This is a genomic window from Chromobacterium aquaticum, assembly GCF_021129195.1.
Lineage (GTDB): Bacteria > Pseudomonadota > Gammaproteobacteria > Burkholderiales > Chromobacteriaceae > Chromobacterium > Chromobacterium aquaticum.
The window spans coordinates 1-22,750 of record NZ_JAJOHW010000009.1 but is presented as its reverse complement, the minus strand read 5'-3'; the positions used below and the strand labels follow the sequence as shown (position 1 = coordinate 22,750).

The 22,750-nt window shown below is 64.2% G+C and carries 23 protein-coding genes; 19 read left to right on the top strand and 4 right to left on the bottom strand.

Annotation, left to right across the window (positions count from 1 at the left end; translation table 11 throughout):
• Positions 1 to 15: 15 nt before the first annotated feature.
• Positions 16 to 2,718 carry a THUMP domain-containing protein gene (locus LQT98_RS24100; protein WP_331282506.1) on the bottom strand — a complete coding sequence of 901 codons (2,703 nt, stop codon included), beginning with the start codon at positions 2,716 to 2,718 and terminating at the stop codon, positions 16 to 18.
• A gap of 126 nt (positions 2,719 to 2,844) precedes the next feature.
• On the opposite strand from LQT98_RS24100, the gene mutY reads away from it, so the two are divergent.
• From mutY to LQT98_RS01395, 15 genes are all read left to right on the top strand, one after another.
• Entirely contained in the window at positions 2,845 to 3,885 is a 1,041-nt protein-coding gene (gene mutY, locus LQT98_RS01465; RefSeq protein WP_231460920.1) for an A/G-specific adenine glycosylase, read from the top strand.
• Positions 3,886 to 3,929: 44 nt separating this feature from the next.
• Positions 3,930 to 6,134, top strand: coding sequence for a RelA/SpoT family protein (locus LQT98_RS01460; RefSeq protein ID WP_231460878.1), 2,205 nt, complete (start codon positions 3,930 to 3,932; stop codon positions 6,132 to 6,134).
• A gap of 312 nt (positions 6,135 to 6,446) precedes the next feature.
• Positions 6,447 to 7,214 carry a deoxyribose-phosphate aldolase gene (deoC, locus tag LQT98_RS01455; protein WP_231460877.1) on the top strand — a complete coding sequence of 256 codons (768 nt, stop codon included), beginning with the start codon at positions 6,447 to 6,449 and terminating at the stop codon, positions 7,212 to 7,214.
• Positions 7,215 to 7,314: 100 nt separating this feature from the next.
• Positions 7,315 to 8,640, top strand: a complete 1,326-nt coding sequence (deoA, locus tag LQT98_RS01450) for a thymidine phosphorylase (protein WP_231460876.1) — start codon at positions 7,315 to 7,317, stop codon at positions 8,638 to 8,640.
• A 15-nt stretch (positions 8,641 to 8,655) separates the two neighbouring features.
• Positions 8,656 to 9,870, top strand: a complete 1,215-nt coding sequence (locus LQT98_RS01445; RefSeq protein WP_231460875.1) for a phosphopentomutase — start codon at positions 8,656 to 8,658, stop codon at positions 9,868 to 9,870.
• 68 nt (positions 9,871 to 9,938) lie between these two features.
• Entirely contained in the window at positions 9,939 to 10,649 is a 711-nt protein-coding gene (gene deoD, locus LQT98_RS01440; protein ID WP_231460874.1) for a purine-nucleoside phosphorylase, read from the top strand.
• Positions 10,650 to 11,147: 498 nt separating this feature from the next.
• Positions 11,148 to 11,576, top strand: coding sequence for a 50S ribosomal protein L13 (gene rplM, locus LQT98_RS01435; RefSeq protein ID WP_019102901.1), 429 nt, complete (start codon positions 11,148 to 11,150; stop codon positions 11,574 to 11,576).
• A gap of 15 nt (positions 11,577 to 11,591) precedes the next feature.
• On the top strand, positions 11,592 to 11,984 hold the full coding sequence (rpsI, locus tag LQT98_RS01430) for a 30S ribosomal protein S9 (protein WP_019102900.1): 393 nt from the start codon (positions 11,592 to 11,594) through the stop codon (positions 11,982 to 11,984).
• Positions 11,985 to 12,140: 156 nt separating this feature from the next.
• A complete protein-coding gene (gene argC, locus LQT98_RS01425) occupies positions 12,141 to 13,169 on the top strand; it encodes an N-acetyl-gamma-glutamyl-phosphate reductase (protein WP_231460873.1) in 1,029 nt (342 codons plus the stop codon).
• Between the two features lie 213 nt (positions 13,170 to 13,382).
• Positions 13,383 to 13,715, top strand: coding sequence for an iron-sulfur cluster insertion protein ErpA (erpA, locus tag LQT98_RS01420; protein ID WP_197081424.1), 333 nt, complete (start codon positions 13,383 to 13,385; stop codon positions 13,713 to 13,715).
• A 62-nt stretch (positions 13,716 to 13,777) separates the two neighbouring features.
• Positions 13,778 to 14,629 carry a CheR family methyltransferase gene (locus tag LQT98_RS01415; RefSeq protein ID WP_231460872.1) on the top strand — a complete coding sequence of 284 codons (852 nt, stop codon included), beginning with the start codon at positions 13,778 to 13,780 and terminating at the stop codon, positions 14,627 to 14,629.
• Positions 14,630 to 14,696: 67 nt separating this feature from the next.
• Positions 14,697 to 15,953: a D-amino acid dehydrogenase gene (locus LQT98_RS01410; RefSeq protein ID WP_231460871.1), complete on the top strand. Its 1,257-nt coding sequence runs from the start codon at positions 14,697 to 14,699 to the stop codon at positions 15,951 to 15,953.
• Between the two features lie 116 nt (positions 15,954 to 16,069).
• Entirely contained in the window at positions 16,070 to 17,278 is a 1,209-nt protein-coding gene (gene purT / locus LQT98_RS01405; protein WP_231460870.1) for a formate-dependent phosphoribosylglycinamide formyltransferase, read from the top strand.
• A complete protein-coding gene (locus LQT98_RS01400; RefSeq protein WP_231460869.1) occupies positions 17,275 to 17,667 on the top strand; it encodes a group II truncated hemoglobin in 393 nt (130 codons plus the stop codon). The genes purT and LQT98_RS01400 overlap by 4 nt, the downstream gene beginning before the upstream one ends.
• 74 nt (positions 17,668 to 17,741) lie before the next feature.
• Positions 17,742 to 18,032, top strand: a complete 291-nt coding sequence (locus tag LQT98_RS01395) for a hypothetical protein (protein WP_231460868.1) — start codon at positions 17,742 to 17,744, stop codon at positions 18,030 to 18,032.
• A gap of 19 nt (positions 18,033 to 18,051) precedes the next feature.
• Here LQT98_RS01395 and LQT98_RS01390 read toward each other — a convergent pair whose 3' ends face one another.
• Both LQT98_RS01390 and LQT98_RS01385 read right to left on the bottom strand, forming a co-directional pair.
• Entirely contained in the window at positions 18,052 to 18,477 is a 426-nt protein-coding gene (locus LQT98_RS01390) for a PaaI family thioesterase (RefSeq protein WP_231460867.1), read from the bottom strand.
• An 83-nt stretch (positions 18,478 to 18,560) separates the two neighbouring features.
• A complete protein-coding gene (locus LQT98_RS01385) occupies positions 18,561 to 18,920 on the bottom strand; it encodes a dihydroneopterin aldolase (protein ID WP_048409308.1) in 360 nt (119 codons plus the stop codon).
• 73 nt (positions 18,921 to 18,993) lie between these two features.
• Here LQT98_RS01385 and plsY point away from each other — a divergent pair, with 73 nt between their 5' ends.
• Complete coding sequence (plsY, locus tag LQT98_RS01380) at positions 18,994 to 19,623, top strand: glycerol-3-phosphate 1-O-acyltransferase PlsY (protein ID WP_231460866.1); 630 nt, start codon at positions 18,994 to 18,996, stop codon at positions 19,621 to 19,623.
• A gap of 63 nt (positions 19,624 to 19,686) precedes the next feature.
• Here the strand turns inward: plsY and LQT98_RS01375 are convergent, their stop codons facing one another.
• The gene (locus LQT98_RS01375) at positions 19,687 to 20,646 is read right to left on the bottom strand and encodes a histone deacetylase family protein (protein ID WP_231460865.1); all 960 of its coding nucleotides are present in this window, start codon (positions 20,644 to 20,646) and stop codon (positions 19,687 to 19,689) included.
• A 73-nt stretch (positions 20,647 to 20,719) separates the two neighbouring features.
• Here LQT98_RS01375 and LQT98_RS01370 point away from each other — a divergent pair, with 73 nt between their 5' ends.
• The 3 genes from LQT98_RS01370 to LQT98_RS01360 all read left to right on the top strand — a co-directional run.
• Positions 20,720 to 21,616 carry an AAA family ATPase gene (locus LQT98_RS01370; RefSeq protein WP_231460864.1) on the top strand — a complete coding sequence of 299 codons (897 nt, stop codon included), beginning with the start codon at positions 20,720 to 20,722 and terminating at the stop codon, positions 21,614 to 21,616.
• A complete protein-coding gene (locus tag LQT98_RS01365) occupies positions 21,600 to 22,568 on the top strand; it encodes a DUF58 domain-containing protein (protein WP_231460863.1) in 969 nt (322 codons plus the stop codon). Before LQT98_RS01370 ends, LQT98_RS01365 begins: the two co-directional genes overlap by 17 nt.
• Positions 22,555 to 22,750: hypothetical protein (locus LQT98_RS01360; protein WP_231460862.1), on the top strand; the 196-nt coding region annotated here is incomplete at its 3' end. The genes LQT98_RS01365 and LQT98_RS01360, both read left to right, overlap by 14 nt.

The following is a 22,750-nucleotide window of genomic DNA, read 5'->3' as shown; positions in this document are numbered from 1 at the left end:
TGTCCGCGCGCTGAGTTATTCCGCGGCGTGATCGTCCTGCTCGATGGCTTCAGTCTGCTCGCCCGGTTTTTCCTTGCGGGCGCTGCCTTCCACCATATTGATGACGAACAGCCGGCATTGCAGCGAGCCGTTGTACAGCGGGGTGCGGCGCTTGGGCGACAGATGGATCAGCTTGGCCAGGCGCAGGTCGCCGCTGAACAGGTTGGCATGCCAGCCGGCGAAGTGGGCTTTCAGCCAGTCGCCCAGTAGCGGATACCATTCGGCCAGCTGCTCCAGCTCGTCCATGCGCACGCCGTAGGGCGGGTTGGCCACCAGGATGCCGTTTTCGCCGTTGGGGCGGGCGTCCAGCACGTCCATCGCTTGCAGTTCCACCAGGCCGGAGAGGCCGGCGCGTTCCAGGTTGTCCTTGGCGACGTTGATGATGGCCTGGTCGCGGTCGGAACCATTGATCGCCAGCTTGGCCAGCGGTTTTTCCGCGTGCTGGGCGTCCAGCAGCAGCGCTTCCCAGCTGGCGGAATCGAAGCCGCGCAGTTTCTGGAACGCGAATTTGCGTTGGCGGCCCGGCGCGCGGTTCAGCGCGATGTCGGCGGCTTCCACCAGGAAGGTGCCGCTGCCGCACATCGGGTCCAGCAGCGGTTGGCTGCCGTTGTAGCCGGTCAGCATCAGGATGCCGGCGGCCAGGTTTTCACGCAGCGGCGCATCACCGGTTTCCTGGCGCCAGCCGCGCTTGAACAGCGGTTCGCCGCTGGTGTCCAGGTAGATGGTGGCGCTGTCTTCGGTCAGGAACACATGAACGCGCACGTCCGGGTGGCGGGTGTCGACATTGGGCCGGCCCAGTTGCGCTTGGCGGAAGCGGTCGCAGATCGCGTCCTTCACCTTCAGCGAGATGAAGTCCAGGCTCTTGAAGTGGCAGCGGATGGCGTCGGTCTTCAGCTTGATGCTGTTGGACACGTCGAACCAGCGCGGCCAGTCCACATTCATCGCCAGGCGGTAGATGTCTTGTTCATTGCGGTAGCCGCCCTGGGCCAGTTGCAGCAGCACGCGGCTGGCGGTGCGGCTGTGCAGGTTGGCCGCCATCAGCAGATCGCGGTCGCCGGCGAAGGCCACGCCGCCGTCGGCGGTGGCGATGTCGCGCGCGCCCAGGCCGCGCAACTCGTCGGCCAGGATGGCTTCCAGGCCGCGCGGGCAGGGGGCGAACAAGGACAGCACGCTGTCGCGCACCTGGGTCAGGCTCGGGGCCTGGCGTTCGGTCGGCGCGTGGCGCGGCGCGTCGGCGTGGCGGTGCTCGCCGCGGGTTTCCACGCGGTGTTGGTCGCCCAGCGGTTTCAGGCTGCCGGCGCCCGGCTTGCCGAACAACTGACGGGCTTCGCCTTCGCGACGCTCGTGGCGCGGGCGTTCTTCTTGCTGCCAGCTTTGGCGCGGCGCGCGTTCGGCGTCGTCGCGGCGGACGTCGTTGTCGCGATAGGACGGCTTGCTGAACAGCTTGCGCGTGCCGCCTTCGCTACGCTCGGCCGGTTCGCCTTGCGGACGGTCCTGGCGCGGCGCTGCTTCGGCGTCGTCGCGGCGGCTGCGGTTGTCGTGTTCGGCGGATTTGCCGAACAGTTTGCGCGGCGCTTGTTCGGCATCGTCGCGCTGGAAGCGGTTGTCGCGGTCGCCGTGCTGGCGTTCCTGCCAGGGCTTGCGCGGCGCTTGCCCGGCGTCGTCGCGGCGGAAACGGTTGTCGCGGTCGCCGTGCTGGCGTTCCTGCCAGGGTTTGCGCGGCGCGTGTTCGGTGTCATCACGCTGGAAGCGCTGGTCGCGGTCGCCGTGCTGGCGTTCCTGCCACGGTTTGCGCGGCGCCTGCTCGGCGTCGTCGCGACGGAAGTTGTTGTCGCGATTGGCCGGCTTGCCGAACAGTTTGCGCGGACCCTCTTCGCGCTGCTCGCTGTGCTGGCGTTCCTGCCACGGCTTGCGCGGCGCCTGTTCGGCGTCGTCGCGGCGGAAGCGCTGTTCGCGGTCGGCGGACGGGTTGAACGGCTTGCGCGGCTGATCGACATGGCGTTCGCCGTCGCGTTGCTGCCAGCGCGGCTTGCCCTGCGGCGCGCCTTGCTCGCCGTCCCGCTCCAGGTGCAGCGGCTTGCGGCCGGACGGGCCGCGGTCGCGGCTATAGGGCTTGCGTTCCGGCTCCACGTCAGCGGCGGCGTTCAGCGGCTTGCGGCCGGATGGGCCGCGGTCGCGGCTGTAGTCGCGCGGTTCGCGGTCTTCGCGGTGATGGAAGGGCTTCTTGGGGCCGTTGCCTTGCGGGCGTTCTTCGCCGTCGCGGGCGAAGCTGCGCGGCTGCCAGTTGTTGCCGCGCTCTTTATTGAAGCGGTCTTTCTTGAAGCTGTCTTGGTCTTCGTTGCGCTCAAAGCGCTGCTGGCCTTGCGGCCGGCGGTCGTTGCCATACGGCTTGTCGCGCCCGGCCTGTTGGTCGCGTCCTTGATAAGGGCCGCGCTTGCCGCCGTCGCGCGGAGCTTGTCCTTGTCCAGCGCCACGGTCTTGCCAATTAGGCTTGGCGTTGCCCGGGCGCGGGCCGGAATAGGGCGCGCGCGGCGAGTTGTCCGGCGACGGCGCTTTCTTCTGGATCACGGGACCTTTGCCGGCCGGGCTGTCTCCGCCTGCCGGCGAGCTGGCCTCATTGTCGCGGCTATTGAATTCGCGGCGCATAGTGGCACGCTGGCGGGAACGGAAACTGGACATGGAACTTCCTTGAGTAAGCAAACTTTTAAGCAATTCTTTGATTTTAACTTATTTGTCCGGAGGCTGCTTGGTGACAGCGAGGGTTTCCGCTACCATATCCGGTTCGATTCAAGATGATAGACGATGCTGCACAGCTCCTTCGCCGCGCGCCTGACCGCCTGGCAAAAAACGCATGGACGCCATGATCTGCCATGGCAGGTCAGCGACCCGTACCGGATCTGGCTGTCCGAGATCATGTTGCAGCAGACCCAGGTCAAAAGCGTGCTGGAATATTACCCGCGCTTTGTCGCCCGCTTTCCGGACGTGGCGGCCTTGGCCGCCGCGCCGCAGGAGGACGTGCTGGCCTTGTGGAGCGGCCTGGGCTATTACAGCCGGGCGCGCAATCTGCACAAGGCGGCGCAGATGGTGATGGCCGAGTTTGGCGGCAGTTTCCCGACCGAGCGCTTGCAACTGGAGCGCCTGCCCGGGGTGGGGCGTTCCACCGCGGCGGCGATTGCTTCTTTTGCCTTTGGCCAGCGGGAAACCATTCTGGACGGCAACGTCAAACGGGTGTTGAGCCGCTGTTTCGGCATCGATGGCTTCCCCGGCGAGAAGCCAGTGGAACAGCGTATGTGGCGGCTGGCCGAAGAGCTGCTGCCGCGGGATGCGGCGCTGATGAGCGCCTACACTCAAGGTTTGATGGACTTGGGCGCCACGGTGTGCAGCCGTGGCAAGCCGGCCTGTACCGTCTGCCCGATGGTGGACGCTTGCGTGGCGGCGCGCGAAGGGCGTACCGGCGAGCTGCCGACGCCGCGGCCGAAGAAGACGGTGCCCACGCGCCATACGGTGATGTTGCTGGCCACCCATGGCGATCAGGTGTGGCTGCTGCGGCGGCCGCCGACCGGCATCTGGGGCGGTTTGCTGTCCTTGCCGGAGTTCGAGACTTCGCTGCAGATCGAGGACTGGCTGGCGCGCAACGGCCATGGCGATGTGTTGCCGGCCTGGCCTGAGCTGGAGCATGTGTTCACGCATTACCGTTTGATCATTACGCCGGTGCCGGTGCGCTTGGATGCGCTGCGCGCTGAGGCCGTGATGGAGGACAGCGGGCAGTGGCTGTCCTTGTCCGCCGCCCCGGACGCCGGGGTGCCGGCGCCGGTGCGCCGGCTGCTGTTGCGCTTGGCCGAGTAGCCGGGCGCTGTCGAAACACGATTTGATTGAGTTACTGGGTTGATATGGTTTCCGTAGTTCGTTCGATGGCAGATACCCTGGCCGACGCGGCCAATCCGCAGCGTTGGCTGGAGGGCTTGTCTTCTTCGCTGAGCGGGGAAGAGCAGGCGATGCTCACCCGCGCCTTTGACGAGGCGCGGACGCTTTACTGCGGCAAGACCATGGCCCAGACCGGCGAGGACTTGTTCAACCATGCGGTGGCCGCTGCCGCCATCGTGGCGGATCTGAACCTGCTGCCGGATGCCATCGTCGCCACCTTGATGTTCGCCGCTTCGGATTACCGCGAGGACTGGCAGCCCTGGCTGAGCGAAACCTTCAACCCCACGGTGGCGGTGCTGGTGGAGGGGGTCAACGGCGTGCGCCGCATCACCGAGCTGGCGCGCATCGACAAGCTGTCCACGCCGGAGGAGCGCGCGCGCCAGGCGGAAACCATGCGCAAGATGCTGCTGGCCATGGTGGCCGATATCCGCGTGGTGCTGATCAAGCTGGCCTGGCGCACCCAGACCATGCATTACCTGGCCGAGGTGGAGGATGAGACGGTGCGCCGTCGCATCGCCACCGAGACATTGGACCTGTTCGCGCCGCTGGCCAACCGCCTGGGGGTGTGGCAGATCAAGTGGGAGCTGGAGGACCTGGGCTTCCGTCATACCGAGCCGGACAGCTACAAGCGCATCGCCAAGCTGCTGGACGAACGCCGGCTGGAGCGCATCGACTATATCGACCGTTTGCTGGATACCCTGCGCGCGGAACTGAAGAGCGCCGGCGTCAAGGCGGAAGTGGCCGGCCGGCCCAAGCATATCTTCTCCATCTGGAAAAAGATGAAGAAGAAAAAGCTGGATTTCTGCGAGCTCTACGACATCCGCGCGGTGCGCATCCTGGTGGAGCGGCTGCCGGATTGCTATACGGCGCTGGGCATCATCCACGGTACCTGGCAGCCGATTCCCGGCGAGTTCGACGACTACATCTCCCATCCCAAGGCCAATAATTACCGCAGCCTGCATACCGCGGTGATCGGTCCGGAGGACAAGGCGGTGGAGGTGCAGATCCGCACCTTCGAGATGCACGAGCACGCCGAGTTCGGCGTGGCCGCGCATTGGCGTTACAAGGAGGGCGGCAAGGGCGACGCCGCCTACGAGGAGAAAATCTCCTGGTTGCGCCAATTGCTGGACTGGCGCGAGGAGATGTCGGACCGCGAGGGCCTGGCCGAGGCGTTCAAGACCGAGTTGTTCGCCGACACCATCTATGTGCTGACGCCGCAGGGCCGGGTGATGGCCTTGCCGTTTGGCGCCACCCCCATTGATTTCGCCTATTCGGTGCACACCAATCTGGGCCATCGCTGCCGCGGCGCCAAGGTGGAGGGGCAGATCGTGCCCTTGTCCACGCCGCTGCAGAACGGCCAGCGGGTGGAGATCATCACCGCCAAGGAAGGCGGGCCGTCGGTGAACTGGCTGCACGACGGCTGGGTGAAGAGCCATCGCGCCATTTCCAAGATCCGCCAGCACATCCGCCTGCTCAACGCCGACACCGTGCGCGAGACCGGCAAGATGTTGTTCGAGCGCGAGCTGGCGCGCCACAGCCATATGCAGCCCAATCTGGGCGCGCTGGCGGAGAAGCTGGGCTACGACAAGCTGGAGGAAGTGTACGGCGCGCTGGGCCATGGCGAGCTGACCACGCGGGTGGTGTCCAACGCCATCGTCAGCTTCGCGCCGCCGCCGCCGGCGGACGTGGCGCCGGAAAGCCTGGTCAAGGCCAGCAAGGGCGGCCACGACGCGGGCGGCGTGTTGATCGAGGGCGTGGACAATCTGATGACGGTGCTGGCCAAGTGCTGCAAGCCGGCGCCGCCGGACGGGGTGATGGGCTTCGTCACCAAGGGGCGCGGCATTTCCATTCACCGCACCAACTGCCTGACCTTGAAAAAATTGTCGGTGGAAGCGCCGGAGCGCTTGATCGCCGCCGAGTGGGGCGATCAGCGCAGCAGCGTGTTCCCCATCGATATCGAGATCATCGCCATGGACCGGCCCGGCCTGCTGCGCGATCTGTCCGATGTGCTGTCGCGCGAGAAGCTGAACCTGATCGGCGTCAACACCCTGTCGCGAGACACCCGCGCCCGCATGCGTTTCACCGTGGAGGTGCGCCAGGTGCAGGACATCAGCCGGGTGCTGTCGCGGATGATGGAGTTGAGTGGGGTGCAGGAGGCGCGGCGTTTGTAAGAACCTGTTTACGATCTGCTGCGCGTCGGCGATACAGCGTTGAAACCAAGCTCAAAATGCTCATGTACCACTTGTACATTCCGCTTTTTCGCTCGTTTTCGCCTTGTCTCGCCTTAGCTCGCGAGATCGTAAACACGTTCTAAGGCGCGGCCGAGTTTGCGTTGGCACAAGTTCACTGTGGCTGTGCATTGCTTTGACTTAAAGAAATTTTCATAATGGTTTTTTTGCGCCGCCGCCCGTCGGCGGCGCTGAGGCTTTGGAATGGCTGGCGAAGCGCGGCTGGCCGTTCAATTTTGAAAGGTTTGTTAGCTCATGTCCGAACTGATCGCCGCGGCCCGCCGCGCCCTGTCCCTGATGGATCTCACCACGCTGAACGATGACGACACCAACGACAAGGTCGCCGCGCTGTGCCGCAAGGCCAAGAGCGGCGCCGGCACCGTGGCCGCGGTCTGCGTGTATCCGCGTTTCGTGCCCATCGCCAAGAAAACCCTGCGCGAGGCCGGCTGCCCCGAGGTCAAAGTGGCCACCGTCACCAACTTCCCGGCCGGCGATGAGGACATCGCCGTCGCGGTGGCGGAAACCCGCGCCGCGATCGCCTACGGCGCGGACGAAGTCGATGTGGTGTTCCCGTATTGCGCGCTGATGGCCGGTAACCGCGAAGTGGGCGCGCAACTGGTGGCGGCCTGCAAGGACGCCTGCGACGGCAAGACGCTGAAAGTCATCATCGAAAGCGGCGAGCTGAAGGACGAGGCGCTGATCCGCGAGGCCAGCCTGATCTCCATTCAGGCCGGCGCCGATTTCATCAAGACCTCCACCGGCAAGGTGCCGGTGAACGCCACGCTGGAAGCGGCCGGCGTGATGCTGTCCGCCATCCGCGAAACCGGCGGCGCTTGCGGCTTCAAGGCCGCCGGCGGCGTGCGCACCGCGGCCGAGGCGGCGGAATACCTGGACTTGGCCGAGCATCTGCTGGGCGCGGGCTGGGTGAGCGCCGAGCGCTTCCGTTTCGGCGCTTCCGGTCTGCTGGGCAATTTGCAGGCGGAGATTGAAGGGGGCGAGGTTAAGCCGATCAGCGGCTACTGATCGCTCGCTGTTTCAAACAATGGCCGTGGCGTGGGTCCCGGCCATTATTTATTGCTCGCGGCGGGTTTCGCCGCGGCAGGCGCAAGGCAGGGAGAATGCCATGTTTTTGCCTCAGGAAATCATTCGTAAGAAACGCGACGGCCAGGCGCTGTCGCAACAGGACATCCAGCAGTTCGTCGCCGGCATCACCGACGGCAGCGTGGCCGACAGTCAAATCTCCGCGCTGACCATGGCGGTGTACTTCAACGGCATGGCGCTGGAGGAAAACGTGCACATGGCGCTGGCGATGCGCGATTCCGGCCGCCGCATGCATTGGGGAGATCTCAACCTGCCCGGCCCGGTGGTGGATAAGCATTCCACCGGCGGCGTCGGCGACGTGGTGTCGCTGATGTTGGGGCCGATGGTGGCCGCCTGCGGCGGCTTCGTGCCTATGATCTCCGGCCGTGGCCTGGGCCATACCGGCGGCACGCTGGACAAGCTGTCGGCGATCCCCGGCTACAATCCCTTCCCCAGCCCGGACGAGTTCCGCCGCGTGGTCAAGGAAGTGGGCGTGGCCATCATCGGCCAGACTTCCGACCTAGCGCCGGCCGACCGCCGCGTTTACGCGGTGCGCGATGTGACCGCAACGGTGGAGTCGGTGGCGATGATCACCGCGTCCATCCTGTCCAAGAAACTGGCCGCCGGCCTGGATGCTCTGGTGATGGACGTGAAGGCCGGCACTGGCGCCTTCATGCCGACGATGGAAAAGTCCGTGGAGCTGGCCGAGCGCATCGTCAAGGTGGGCAACGGAGCCGGCGTCGCCACCAGCGCGTTGATCACCGAGATGAGCCAGCCCCTGGCCTGGACCGCCGGCAACAGCATAGAAACCCGCGAGGCGGTGCGCTACCTGAAGGGTGACGAGCGCAATCCGCGCTTGCATGAGGTCACCATGGCGCTGTGCGCCGAAATGCTGGTGGTGGGCAAGCTGGCCAAGGACGAGGCCGAGGCGCGCGACAAGCTGCAGACCGCGCTGGATTCCGGCCGCGCCGCCGAGATTTTCGGCCGCATGGTGGCCGCGCTGGGCGGCCCCGCCGACTTCATGGAGAACTATGATTCCCATATGGCGGCCGCGCCCATCGTGCGCCCGGTGTTGGCGGAACACGCCGGCTTCGTCGGCGGCATGGACACCCGCGGCATCGGCATGGCGGTGTGCGCGCTGGGCGGCGGACGCCGCTTGCCCAGTGACGAGCTGGACTTCCGCGTCGGCCTGTCCCGCTTCGTCGAGCTGGGCCAGCGCATCGACGTCGGTGTACCCTTGGCTTATATTCACGCGGCTGACGAAAACAGCTTCGCCGACGCGGAGCGCCGCCTCAAGGCGGCGATCCAGCTGGCAGACGCGGCACCTTCCGCGCTGCCGCTGGTCTATCAGAAGATTCGCCAGCAGTAATCCCGGAGCGGCAATATGAAACGAGCCATCATTTTGATTCTGGACTCGCTGGGCATCGGCGCCGCCGCCGACGCCCCGCAGTTCGGCGACGCCGGCAGCAACACGCTGGGCCACATCGCCATGGAGGCGGCCGCCGGCCGCGCCAATGTCGGCCGCAATGGCGCGCTGACCCTGCCCAATCTGTCCCGCATGGGCCTGGGCCACGCCTGCCGCCTGTCTTCCGGCTATTTTCCGGAGGGCATGGACCCGGCTGAGCCGGTGGCGGCTTACGGTTACGCGCGCGAACTGTCCAGCGGCAAGGACACCCCGTCCGGCCACTGGGAAATCGCCGGCGTACCGGTATTGTTCGACTGGGGCTATTTCAGCGACCACGACAACAGCTTCCCGCAGGAGCTGCTGGATGCCATCGTCGCCAAGGCGGAACTGCCCGGCTATCTGGGCAACTGCCACGCCTCCGGCACGGAAATCCTGGACCGGCTGGGCGAGGAGCATATGAAGAGCGGCAAGCCCATCTTCTACACCTCGGCGGATTCGGTGTTCCAGATCGCCTGTCATGAAGAGACGTTCGGGCTGGAACGCTTGTACCAGCTGTGCAAGATCACCCGCGAACTGCTGGAACCGTACAATATCGGCCGCGTGATCGCGCGGCCCTTCGTCGGCGAGGGCAAGGGCCAGTTCGTGCGCACCGGCAACCGCAAGGACCTGGCGGTGGAGCCGCCGGCGACGACGGTGTTGGAAAAGCTGGCCAAGGCCGGCGGCGACGTGGTGTCCATCGGTAAGATCGCCGACATCTACGCCCATGTCGGCATCACCCACAAGCACAAGGCCACCGGCTTCGACCAGCTGTGGGACGCCACCCTGGGCGCGATGCGCGACCATGGCGAACGTCCGGCCATCATCATGGCCAACTTCGTCGATTTCGACTCCAGCTATGGCCACCGTCGCGACACCGCCGGCTACGCCCGCGCGCTGGAGGAGTTCGACGCGCGGCTGCCGGAAGTGATGGCGGCGTTGGGCGACGACGATATCCTGATCCTGTCCGCCGACCATGGTTGTGATCCCACCTGGGAAGGCACGGACCATACTCGCGAACATATCCCGGTGCTGTGCTACGGTAAGCGCGTGCCGGCGGGGCCTATCGGCGAGCGGGCGACTTTCGCTGATATCGGTCAGACCGTGGCGGCCCACCTGGGCCTGAACGCGATGGATTACGGCCAGTCCTTCCTGTGAGGCGCGGCTGAATGAAATACGCCCCGGCGCCCAGGCACCGGGGTTTTTTGAATCTAGAGGAATACATTATGGCAACTCCGCATATCAATGCCCAAGCGGGCGACTTCGCCGAAACCGTATTGATGCCCGGCGATCCGCTGCGCGCCAAGATGATCGCGGAAACCTTCCTGGAAGACGCCAAGCTGGTGACCACGGTGCGCAATGTGTTCGGCTACACCGGCACCTACCAGGGCAAGCGCCTGTCGGTGATGGCGCACGGCATGGGCATTCCGTCCGCCAGCATCTACACCACCGAGCTGATCAAGGATTACGGCGTCAAGAACATCATCCGCATCGGCTCCTGCGGCGCGGTGACGCCGGACATCAAGCTGCGCGAGCTGTTCGTCGCCATGGGCGCGTCCACCGACAGCAAGGTCAACCGCATGCGCTTCAATGATCACGACTATGCCGCGATTGCCGATTACGGCCTGCTGCGCACGGTGGTGGACACCGCGGAAGAGCAGGGCAAGCCGGTGACGGTGGGCAATGTGTTCTCCGCCGACCTGTTCTACGGCGTGCAGCCCAATATGCTGGAAGTGCTGGACAAGATGCAGGTCAAGGTGATCGAGATGGAACTGGCCGGCATCTACAGCGTGGCCGCGCAGTACGGCGCGCGCGCGGTGGGCATCCTGACCGTGTCCGACATCATCCCCACCGGCGAGGCGACCAGCGCCGAAGAGCGGCAGACCACGTTCCGCGACATGATGGAAGTGGCGCTGGCGGCGGCGGTCAAGTTGTAAGCGTTGAGGTTTTGTCAGGCCATTGTCTGACAATGTGACGGGGCGCGCGGCGCCCCGTTTTGCTGTCCGCCCCAGGATAAACCAGCTTTCTCGCTAGTGCTTGCTGCGTTGCAATTTGGTGTTTATCCATTGTTGTACAAGGGTTTACTTTCTGGTGTGGCAAAAACGGTGACGGTTTATAGTGCGATGCACAAAAATCTTGCAATGCAGTAAAAGTGTGCCGATAATGAAACCTGCATCAGGACGTGGCATGCAAAGTGTGCGTTTTGGTGTTGTCTCCTCCATCCTCCTTCTTTAGGTGGAACTTGGCGCAACAAAGCTAGATGTTGCGCTTTTTTTTTGCCCATCGGCATTATTTCCTTATTTCAACGGCATTTTCCTCCTGCTTGCGCCTCCATCGTCGGAGTGTCGGATTTCTGTTGTCGCACAAGGGTTTGACAGCCGGATAAGCGCTGTAATAGAATCCGTAACTTTCAAGAATTACGATGGAAGAGTTCCATGAAGACCTTTTCTGCCAAGCCGCATGAGGTTAAACGCGACTGGTTTGTGGTCGATGCCAACGACAAGGTTTTGGGCCGCCTCGCTGCTGAGATCGCCCGTCGCCTGCGCGGCAAGCACAAGCCGGAATACACCCCGCACGTAGATACCGGCGATTTCATCGTCGTGGTCAACGTCGAGAAGCTGCGCGTTACCGGTGCCAAGGCACAAGACAAGAAGTACTACCGTCACTCCGGCTACCCGGGTGGTATCTATGAGCGCAGCTTCACCGAACTGCAGGACAAGTTCCCTGAGCGCGTTCTGGAAAAAGCCGTAAAAGGCATGCTGCCGAAGGGTCCGCTGGGCTACGCCATGATCAAGAAACTCAAGGTGTACTCCGGTTCCGAGCATCCGCACACTGCTCAACAGCCGAAAGTGCTGGAAATCTGATTTTAAGGCGTAGAAATGAACGGTAAATACTACTACGGCACCGGCCGTCGCAAGAGCTCCGTAGCTCGCGTGTTCATGCAAAAGGGCTCGGGCCAGATCATCGTCAACGGCAAGCCGGTTGATGAATATTTCGCTCGTGAAACCGGTCGCATGGTAATCCGCCAGCCGCTGGCGCTGACCGAAAACCTCGAGTCCTTCGACATTAAGGTGAACGTTGTCGGCGGCGGCGAAACCGGCCAAGCCGGCGCGATCCGTCACGGCATCACCCGCGCGCTGATCGACTTCGACACCGCGTTGAAGCCGGCTCTGTCCGCTGCTGGTTATGTGACCCGCGACGCTCGTGAAGTTGAGCGTAAAAAAGTCGGCCTGCGCAAAGCTCGCCGCGCCAAGCAGTTCTCCAAGCGTTAATTCGCCGAATTCTGTTTCCAAGAAAACCGCCTGCGTTTGCCAGGCGGTTTTTTCTTGCCTGTCGTTTCTTGGCTTCCATTCCATCGATATTGCAAGGCAGCATCGCAGTGCCTACACTGTCGTTTTTGCGACGCGCTTTTATACAAAGGAATGGGCATGATCAAGGTGGGAATCGTCGGGGGCACCGGTTACACGGGTGTCGAACTGCTGCGCTTGCTGGCGGGCCATCCGTCGGCGCGCGTGACCGCGGTCACCTCGCGCAAGGAGGCCGGCATGAAGGTGGCCGACCTGTTCCCCAGCTTGCGAGGCCGCATCGACCTGGCCTTCTCCACGCCCGATGAAGCACGCTTGCAGGATTGCGATGTGGTATTTTTCGCCACACCCAACGGCATCGCGATGAACGAGGCGCGCGAACTGCTGGCCGCCGGCGTGCGGGTGGTGGATCTGGCCGCCGATTACCGGATCCAGGACGTCGCCGAATGGGCGAAATGGTATGGCATGGAGCATGGCTCGCCGGATCTGGTGGCGCAGGCGGTATACGGCCTGCCCGAGGTCAACCGCGAGGTCATTCGCGGCGCGCGGCTGGTGGCGAATCCGGGCTGCTATCCCACCGCGGTGCAATTGGGCTTCCTGCCCTTGATCGAAGCCGGCGCGGTGGATTTGTCCAATCTGATCGCCGACTGCAAGTCCGGCGTGTCCGGCGCCGGACGCAAGGCGGAGGTGGGCGCGCTGCTGGCCGAGGCCGGCGATTCCTTCAAGGCTTACGGCGTGGCCGGCCATCGTCATCTGCCGGAAATCCGTCAGGGTCTGGGTCGCGCGGCCGGGCAGCCGGTGGGCTTGACCTTCGTGCCGCATCTGACGCCGATGATACGCGGCATCCATGCCACGCTGTATGCGCGGCTGAAGACCGATCTAGACGTGCAGGCGTTGTTCGAGCGGCGCTACGAGGGTGAGCATTTCGTCGATGTGCTGCCGGCCGGCAGCCATCCGGAGACGCGCTCGGTGCGCGGCGCCAATGTGTGTCGCATCGCGGTCCATCGGCCGCAAGGCGGCGATACCGTGGTGGTGTTGTCGGTGATAGACAATCTGGTCAAGGGCGCGGCCGGCCAGGCGGTGCAGAACATGAACCTGATGTTCGCTCAGCCGGAACGGGCTGGTCTCGACATCGTTCCCTTGCTGCCTTGAGACATTGGCGCATGCGCGGAAAGAACTAGTTCGCTTGAAGACTCGCCATCGGCCCCAATATCCGACTAAAATAGTGGGTGAATGCCGCTCTGCCGGCTTTAGAAGGAGCTTCGGGCGCCGTGCCGCATAGGGCACAAAGCCGGTCCGCGCAGCGGGTCTTCGAGGTTCCGGAACTGAATTGCGAGGTTTGACATGACTACAGCAGCAACTGAAATGCCGTCCCCGATCAACTTCAGCGCAAGCGCTTGTGCCAAGGTGCAGGAGCTGATTGCCGAGGAAGGCAATCCCGATCTGAAGCTACGCGTTTTCGTTACCGGCGGCGGCTGCTCCGGTTTTCAATACGGTTTCACATTTGACGAAATCGCAAATGAAGACGATACCGCTATAGAGAGACAAGGCGTGACCTTCCTGGTGGATCCGATGAGCTACCAATATCTGGTTGGCGCCGAGATCGATTACCAGGAAAGCCTGGAGGGCTCCCAGTTCGTGATCCGCAATCCGAACGCCACCACCACCTGCGGTTGTGGTTCGTCGTTCTCGGTGTGATCCGGACGCGGTAGAATACAGGCTCGGGCTATTGCCCGGGCCTTTTTTATGGGGACAACAAAATGAATAAGCTGCCACCCGTCGTCTTGCCTAAGATCGAATTCACCCGTGAATTCGCGTTTAGCGATGCCGACTTCGAGCGCATTCGCAAGCTGATCTACAAGGAAGCGGGCATTTCGTTGAACCCGTCGAAGAAAGACATGGTTTACGGTCGCCTGGTGCGCCGCATTCGCGAGTTGAAGCTGCCCGGCTTCGCCGCCTATGTCGATTTCCTGGAGTCCATCAGCGGCAAGCGCGAGTTCGAACAATTCGTCAACGCGCTGACCACCAATCTGACCTTCTTCTTCCGCGAAGAACATCACTTCCCCTTGCTGGCGGAACACTTGAAGAAAAAGGCCGCCGCTTCCGGCGAACTGGCGATCTGGTGCGCGGCCTCCTCCACCGGCGAGGAGCCGTATTCGCTGGCGATCACCGCGCTGGAGGCGGTGCCGGGTGCGCGCATCAGCGTGCTGGCCACGGATCTCGACACTAGCGTGCTGGAAACCGGACGCAAGGGCATTTACGCCGCGGACAAGGTGGCGCGCCTGCCGCCGGGCTACGCCGCCAAGTATTTCGACAAGCAGCCGGACGGCAGTTTTCAGGCCAAGTCCCAACTGCGCAATATGATTACCTTCCAGCGGCTGAACCTGGTGGAGAGCAATTGGTCGGTCAAGCGCCAGTTCGATGCCATCTTCTGCCGCAATGTGATGATTTATTTCGACCGCGACACCCAGTTCGGCGTGCTCAAGCGCTTTGCGCCGTTGTTGAAGCCGGATGGCCTGCTCTTTGTCGGCCATTCCGAGAATTTCTATTTCGCGTCGGATTATTTCCATCTGCGCGGCAAGACGGTTTACGAGCACGCGAAGAAGCCGTAACGGCAGATCGTGGCTGGCACGGCCAATGGGCAAGCGAGTCTTGCCCATTGGCGTTTGTGGAGAATCGATGCGAGTAGTGGTATTGGGCGCCGGCGTCATCGGCGTGTCCACCGCCTGGTTCTTGGCGGAGAAGGGCCACCAAGTGGTGGTGGTGGACCGCGCCAGCGGCGCGGCGAGAGAAACCAGCTTCGCCAACGGCGGCCAGATCTCGGTCAGCCAGTCCGAGCCTTGGGCCAATCCGCGCGCGCCGTGGCGGGTATTGCGCTGGCTGTTGCGCGATGACGCGCCGTTGCTGTTCCGGCCGCGGCTGGACGCGCAGCAATGGCGCTGGGGTCTGGATTTCCTGCGTGAATGCCTGCCGGGACGCAGCGCGCGCAATATGCGCCAGATGGTGGCGCTGGGCCTGCACAGTCGAGATACGCTGCGCATGCTGCGCCGGGAGCTGGGCATCGATTATCAGCAGTTGCAACAGGGCATCCTGACCTTGCTGTTTTCCGAAGCTGAGCTGATCCAGGCCCGCGCCGGCTGCGCGCAGCTGCAAAAGCTGGGCGTGGAGAAAAGCTTGCTGACGCCGGCCCAGGCGCTGCAGCGAGAGCCGGCCTTGGCACGCATCCTGCCGCAGTTGCGCGGCGCTTGCTGGAGCCCGGACGACGAGTCCGGCAATGTTCATCTGTTCACCGTCGCGCTGGCCCAGGCCTGCGCGCTGCGCGGCGTGGAGTTTCGTTTCCAGACCCGGATCAATGCGCTGGAGTGTGTGGACGGCGCGGTGAGCGGGGTGTCCATCACTGGCGCCGACGGCGCTTACGAGCGCATCGACGCCGATGCCTATGTGTTGGCGCTGGGGTCTTATTCTCCTCTGCTGGCGGCGCGGGCCGGCTTGCGCTTGCCGGTATACCCGGCCAAGGGCTATTCCGCCACGCTGCCCATTGTCGACGCCGCCGCAGCACCGCGAGTCAGCATTACCGACGAAGCTCACAAGGTGGTGGTGTCGCGGCTGGGCGATGAGCTGCGCATTGCCGGCACCGCCGAGCTGTCCGGCTATTCCACCCATCTGGAGCCGCGGCGTTGCGACTTGTTGCTGCAGCGCGGCCGCGCCTTGTTCGGCGATGCCTGCGACTGGGAGCGCGTGCGCTTCTGGAGCGGCCTGCGCCCGGCCACGCCGGGCAATGTGCCGCTGATCGGTCCCAGCAGGCTGCGGCGTCTATATCTGAACACTGGTCACGGCACCCTGGGTTGGACCGAGGGCGCCGGTTCCGGGCGCGCGCTGGCGGACATCATCAGCGGCGAAACGCCAGCGCTGGATTTCGCGTTCTGCCGCGCTTGAGCGATAGGTTCAACTGAAGCGAGCCGATGCCCGGCGCATGGTAAAATCGCGCCGATTCGGATTCCCAAAGGCCCGCCGATGGCGGGCCTGGCCATTCATTTCCAAGGAAGATCGTCATGCGCATCGGAACGCCGCAAAGTCGCAGTGCCGTCAGGGTGATGTTGTTGGGCAGTGGAGAGCTGGGCAAGGAGGTGGTGATCGCCTTGCAGCGGCTGGGGGTGGAAACCATAGCGGTGGACCGCTACGCCGGCGCGCCGGCGATGCAGGTGGCTCACGCCAGCCATGTAATCGATATGTCGGACGCCGCGGCCTTGCGCCGGCTGGTGGAGCAGGTGCGCCCGCATCTGATCGTGCCGGAGATCGAGGCCATCGCCACCGACGAATTGCTGCGCATCGAGGCGGACGGCGTGGCCGAGGTGATTCCCACCGCGCGCGCCGCCCATCTGACGATGAACCGCGAAGGCATACGCAGGCTGGCGGCGGAGGAGTTGGGCCTGCCCACCTCGCCCTATGCGTTCGCGTCCAGCCAGCAGGAGTTGCAGGCCGCCATCGACGACGGCATCGGCTATCCCTGCCTGGTGAAGCCGGTGATGTCGTCCAGCGGCAAGGGCCAGTCGCTGCTGCGCGGGCCGGAAGACGTGGCCGAGGCCTGGCGGTACGCGGCCAGCAGTGGCCGGGTGGACATGGGGCGGGTGATCGTCGAGGGCTTTATCGACTTCGATTACGAGATTACGCAGTTGACGGTGCGCGCGTCGGATGGCGTCGGCGGCATCGCCACGCATTTCTGCGCGCCGGTAGGTCATTTGCAGCGCAGCGGCGATTATGTCGAAAGCTGGCAGCCGCAGCCGATGAGCGAACTGGCCTTGCTGCGCGCGCGTGAAGTGGCCAAGTCGGTGACCGACGCGCTGGGCGGCCGCGGCCTGTTCGGCGTAGAGCTGTTCATCAAGGGCGATCAGGTCTGGTTCTCCGAAGTCAGCCCGCGGCCGCACGATACCGGCCTGGTGACGCTGGCCACCCAGCGCTGGTCCGAATTCGAGCTGCACGCACGCGCCATCCTGGGCCTGCCGGTGGAGGCTGGCATGCACAGCGCCGGCGCGTCTGCGGTGATTTATGGCGGTCTGGACGAGGCCGGCATCGTTTTCGATGGCGTGGACCAGGCCTTGCAAGTGCCGGGCGCGGATCTGCGTCTGTTCGGCAAGCCGGAAAGTTATCTGAAGCGCCGCATGGGCGTGGCCTTGGCCACGGCGGATACGGTGGAACAGGCCCGCGAGCGGGCCAGAACAGCGGCCGCGCTGGTGCGGCCGCAGACGGGGAAAGAGGCGTGAGCGAGGAAGTGCAGGCAATGACGCCGTACCAGTTATTGGGCGGGGAAGGCGTGGTGCGTTGGTTGACGGATCGCTTCTACGACATTATGGACAGCGATCCGGCGGTGAAGCCGCTGCGCGACATGCATCCGCAGGATCTGGCCGGTTCGCGCCAGAAGCTGTTCATGTTCCTGTCCGGCTGGCTGGGCGGGCCATCTCTGTATATGGAAGCCTTCGGCCATCCGCGCTTGCGCATGCGCCATATGCCATTCGCGGTGGACGAGGCGGCGCGCGATCAATGGATGTCCTGCATGCGCCGCGCGGTGGATGAGCTGGTGGTGGAGGACTGGCTGAAGCAAAAGCTGATCGAGGCCTTCCATAACACCGCCGACTTCATGCGCAATCAATAAAAAACTTGCGGCCGGCGCGGCATTGTCCATGATGAGTGGAGGTTCACGCATTTCATCGGGCGGAGGCGCGGCGCATGCTGGGCAAGCTGTTGGGGCTGTGGCTGGGATTGAGCTGCTGCGCGGGCGCGGCGGCGGCGTGCCTGCCGCAAGCCTGGGCCTGCGCCTCCCCGGCCGACGAACAGGCCAGGCCCAGCCAGCCCGACGGCGACAAGGACATTGTGATCGGCGGGCTGCGCTTCGAGCGCGAGGCGATCAGCAAGCGCCTGTCCTTGTCTCCGATGCTGGACTTGAGCAAGCAGGCGCATTTGTCCTTGCGGCTGGCGCCCAAGGATATCGGGCTGCGGCTGAAAGTGAATACCGATTGAGCGAGCGCGCGCCGCGGGCTCAGTGTCCGGACAGCGGCGGAATCGAATAAGTGCCGGTGACATGAGCCACTGGCTCGTCCAGTTCGGCCGACAGCAGCAAGACTTCTCCCACCGCCAGGCGTTTACCCAGCTTCAGGATGCGGCCTTCGGCGATCACGTCCGCCGGCGGCGGCTTGCGCAGGAAATTGATGTTGAGGCTGGTGGTCACCGCCAGTTCCACCTGGCCTATCATGCCCAGCACCACCGCGTACAGCGTGGCGTCGGCCAGCGCCATCAGCGCCGGGCCGGCGATGGTGCCGCCTGGCCGGATCAGGTCCGGGTTGAAATGCATGCGCATGACGGCCTCGCCGCGGCCTATCGATACGGCGCGCATGCCGAACAAGTGCACCAGGGGCAGTTCCTTGTCGATCAGGCGCTGGAATTCAAGCACTGAGATGCTGGGCATGCGGAGTCTCCGTGTTATGACGAAAACATCATCTCCGCATCGGCGGGGCCGCGTCAATGCCTGACACGGCGCTCCGCCGTGTGTCAGCGCGGACGGTGGCCGCGTTCTATCTGCACGCCCACACGCTTGACGCCGGGCAGTATGCCCAGCTTGGTGACGGAGACGCGGGCCCATGGGGCGCCGAAATCTTCGCGGATCACCTTGGCGATATATTCGGCCAGTGCTTCCAGCAGCAGGAAATGCTGCTCGGACAGCGCCTTGCGCAGCCGTTCCACCACCACGCCGTAGTGTATGGTGTCGCCGATATTGTCGCTATGACAGGGCGCTTCGCTGGGAATTCCGATTTCCAGGTCGATTTCAATGGTCTGCGGGGCTTTCCGCTCCCATTCGTAGACACCGATAATGGTGTCGGCGCGCACTTCGCGTAGGAATATGATGTCCATCAGTTTGTCTGGGAGTTGGGGTTTGCCGCCCGATACCGTAAAATCCGAAGCCTTCTATTCTAATGGATACACCATGACCACGACAGCCTTTGCCTTTGTTGTTGCGGCCTATCTGATCGGCTCGCTCTCGTTCGCGGTGATTGTCAGCAAGGCCATGGGCATGGCCGACCCGCGCAGTTACGGTTCCGGCAACCCCGGCGCCACCAATGTGTTGCGCAGCGGCAAGAAGCTGGCGGCGGCGCTGACCTTGCTTGGCGACGGCGTCAAGGGTTGGGTGGCGGTGGCGCTGACCGCCTGGTTCGGCCCGCAATACGGCCTGGGCGAGCAGGCGATCGCGATGGCGGCGCTGGCGGTGCTGATCGGCCATATGTGGCCGGTGTTCTTCGGTTTCAAGGGCGGCAAGGGCGTCGCCACCGCGGTGGGCGTGCTGCTGGGCTTCAGCCCGTGGCTGGCGCTGGCGGCCTTGGCCACTTGGTTGTTCGTCGCCTTCGTGCTGAAGATTTCCTCGCTGTCCGCCATCGTCGCCTGCGTGCTGACGCCGGTTTACGCCTACTTCATCGTCGGGCCGCAGAGCGTGTATTTCGGCAGCTGCGTCATCATCGCCATCCTGGTGGTGCATCGCCACAAGTCCAATCTGATCAAGCTCTTGACCGGGCAAGAGGACAAGATAGGCGACAAGGGCACGGACAAGAGTTCTTCCTGAGCCTTGCTTAAGCCATGAAAAGGCCGTCTCTTGGACGGCCTTTTGTTTTGGCGGCAGTTCGAATCAGCCGTCGGACAACACCCGCAGATGGGCGGCGACGCTGCGGCCCAGCGCCGACAGATCATAGCCGCCTTCCAGCACCGAAACGACGCGGCCGTCGGCGTAGAGATCGGCGATCTGCATCAGATGGCGGGTCACCCACTCGTAATCAGCTTCCACCAGGCCCAATGAACCCATATCGTCCTCGCGGTGCGCGTCGAAGCCGGCGGAGATGAACAGGATTTGCGGTTTGAAGTCGTGCAGCAGCGGCAGCCACACCGTTTCCACCGCTTCGCGGAATTCGCGGCCGCCGCTGCCGGCCTTGAGCGGCACATTGTGCATGTTCGGGCCCTGCGGCTCGTCGCCGCAATAGGGGTAGAACGGATGCTGAAAGATGGACACCATCAAGACCCGCGGATCGTCGCGCAGGATTTCCTCGGTGCCGTTGCCGTGGTGGACGTCGAAATCTATCACCGCCACCCGTTCGAACTGATAGTGGGCCAGCGCGTGGGTGACGCCTATCGCCAGATTATTGAAAAAGCAGAAGCCCATCGCCTTGCCGCTCTCGGCGTGATGGCCGGGCGGGCGAACCGCGCAGAAGGCGTTGGGCGCCTTGTCCTCGGCCACCAGTTCCACCGCCTTGACCACGGCGCCGGCGGCGCGGCGGGCCGCTTGCAGCGTGCCGGCGGACATCGCGGTGTCCGGGTCCACGCGAAAAGTGCCTATGCTGGGAGAACAGGCTTCCAGGTATTCGAGATAATGCGGCGGATGCACGCGCGCCAATTGCTGTTCGGTGACTTCCGGTGCTTCTATCTCCTGCAGCCCGTCCAGGATCTGCGAAGCCATCAGTTGATCGCGGATGGCGATCAGACGTTCCGGGCATTCCGGATGGCCGACGCCCATATTGTGCTGCAGGCAGTCCGGGTGGGTGATGTAGGCGGTGAGCCCTGAGCGTTGCAAGCGATTTTTCAGCCAGGTCAACACGTGCGATTCCTTGTTGCGTACAATGGGCGCGGGATATGTGATATCGATAAATAGTGCGCGTAAGCGGGTGCAAATGCAATCTCTCTCCATTGCCTATCGTCAACTGAATCAATTGATCCTGGGCAAGCCGCAGGCCATCCGCCTGGCTCTGGCCTGCCTGATCGCCCGCGGCCATCTGCTGATCGAGGACGTGCCCGGCGTGGGCAAGACCACGCTGGCCCATGGCCTGGCCGGGGTGCTGGGCCTGGAATACCGCCGGGTGCAGTTCACCAGCGACCTGCTGCCGTCCGACATCCTCGGCGTCAACATCTACCAGCGCGACTCCGCCGCTTTCCACTTCCACCAGGGCCCGGTGTTCTCGCAAGTGCTGCTGGCCGACGAGATCAATCGCGCATCGCCCAAGGTGCAGTCTGCCTTGCTGGAGGCGATGGAGGAGCGCCAGGTGTCCATAGACGGCGCCACCTACCCCTTGCCCGAGCCTTTCTTCGTCATCGCCACCCAGAACCCGGCGGAGCAGGCCGGCACCTTCCCCTTGCCGGAGTCGCAGCAGGACCGGTTCCTGATGCGCGTCTCCTTGGGCTATCCGCCGCGCGAGGCGGAGTTGGCCCTGCTGCAGGGCGAAGACCGCCGCCAGTTGCTGGCGCAATTGGTGCCGGCGCTGAAGCCGGGCGAGCTGATCGCCTTGCAGCGCCAGGCCGCGAAACTGACGGTCAGCCCGGCGCTGGCCGCCTATGTGTTGGCCTTGGTGGAAGCCTCGCGCCGCGACAGCCGTTTCGCTGCGGGGTTGAGTCCGCGTGGCGGCCTGGCGCTGGTGGCGGCGGCACGCGCCTGGGCCTTGCTGGAAGGGCGCGACCATGTGTTGCCGGAAGATGTGAAAGCGGTGTTCCCCAGCGTGGCCGGCCATCGCCTGGCCGGCGGCAATGGCGGCGAAGCCGCCAGCGGCCTGCTCGCCCATGTTCCCATTCCTTGATTGGCGCGGCAGGCTGCGACGCTGGATGCTGCGCCGAGTGGCGCCGCAGCCGCATTGTCGTCTGGAACAGAACCGTATTTATCTGCTGCCCACCCGCTTTGGCCTGACCTTGTGCCTGGTGGCGCTGGCGGTTTGGATCGGCGCCTTGAACTACGATGTCAGCCTGGCCTATGCCTTATCGTTCTGGGTGGCCGGCCTGCTGTTGGTCGCGGTATTGATGGCGTACCGGCAACTGGCCGGGTTGCAGCTGAGGGCGCTGGACGCTGAGCCGGTCTTTGCCGGCGACGTGGCGCGTTTCCGCGTGCTGTTGCGCCATGATGACGCCGGTGAGCGCCTGTTGAACCTGGCATTGCTGGACGATGCCGAGGCACAGGTATGCAGACTGCCGGGCGGACGCGAGTTCGAGTTGGAGTTGAGCGTCTGCGGCAGCCGGCGCGGCTATATGGCTTTGCCGGCTTGCCAGGTTTGGAGCGAGGCGCCGTTTGGCTTGGTGCGCGCGAGCGCCTGGGTCCGGCTGACCGCTCAGGTGCTGTTGTTCCCCGCGCCCTTGCAGGACAGCCAGCGCGGTCACAGCCAGGGCGGCGGTGACAAGCCCAGCGGCGGTCCCGGCGTGGAGGAGGATTTTTCTCATTTGGACGCCTATCGCGTCGGCGATTCGCCGCGCCGCATCGCCTGGAAGGTATTGGCGCGCCGTGACGCGCTGGTCAGCAAGCAATTCGCCGGCGAGGGCAGGGCGGGGCTGTTGACGCTGGACTGGCAGGACTATGGCCGTGGCGGCGATGTGGAGCTCAAGTTGTCGCGGCTGGCCTGGCGCGTTGAGCAGTGCGAGCGTTCGCGCCTGGCTTATGTATTGAAGCTGCCGACGCGCAGCATAGGGCCGCAGCCCCAGCAGCGCCTTTTGGCGCTGACGGCCTTGGCGCTGTACCGGGAGCGCGCCGATGACGCGTGTTGAGTTCTCCAGAGTCTGGCCAGTATTGGTCGCGGTGGCGCTGAGCGCCGCGCCGCTGTGGCTGCATCTGCCGCTGTGGCTGGTGGCCGCGGCCAGCGCGCTGCTGCTGGTCAAGGCGCTGCTGGTTTGGCGCGGACGGCCGCCGCCGGCGTCCTGGTGGCTGCTGCCCGCGCTGGCGTTGGCGG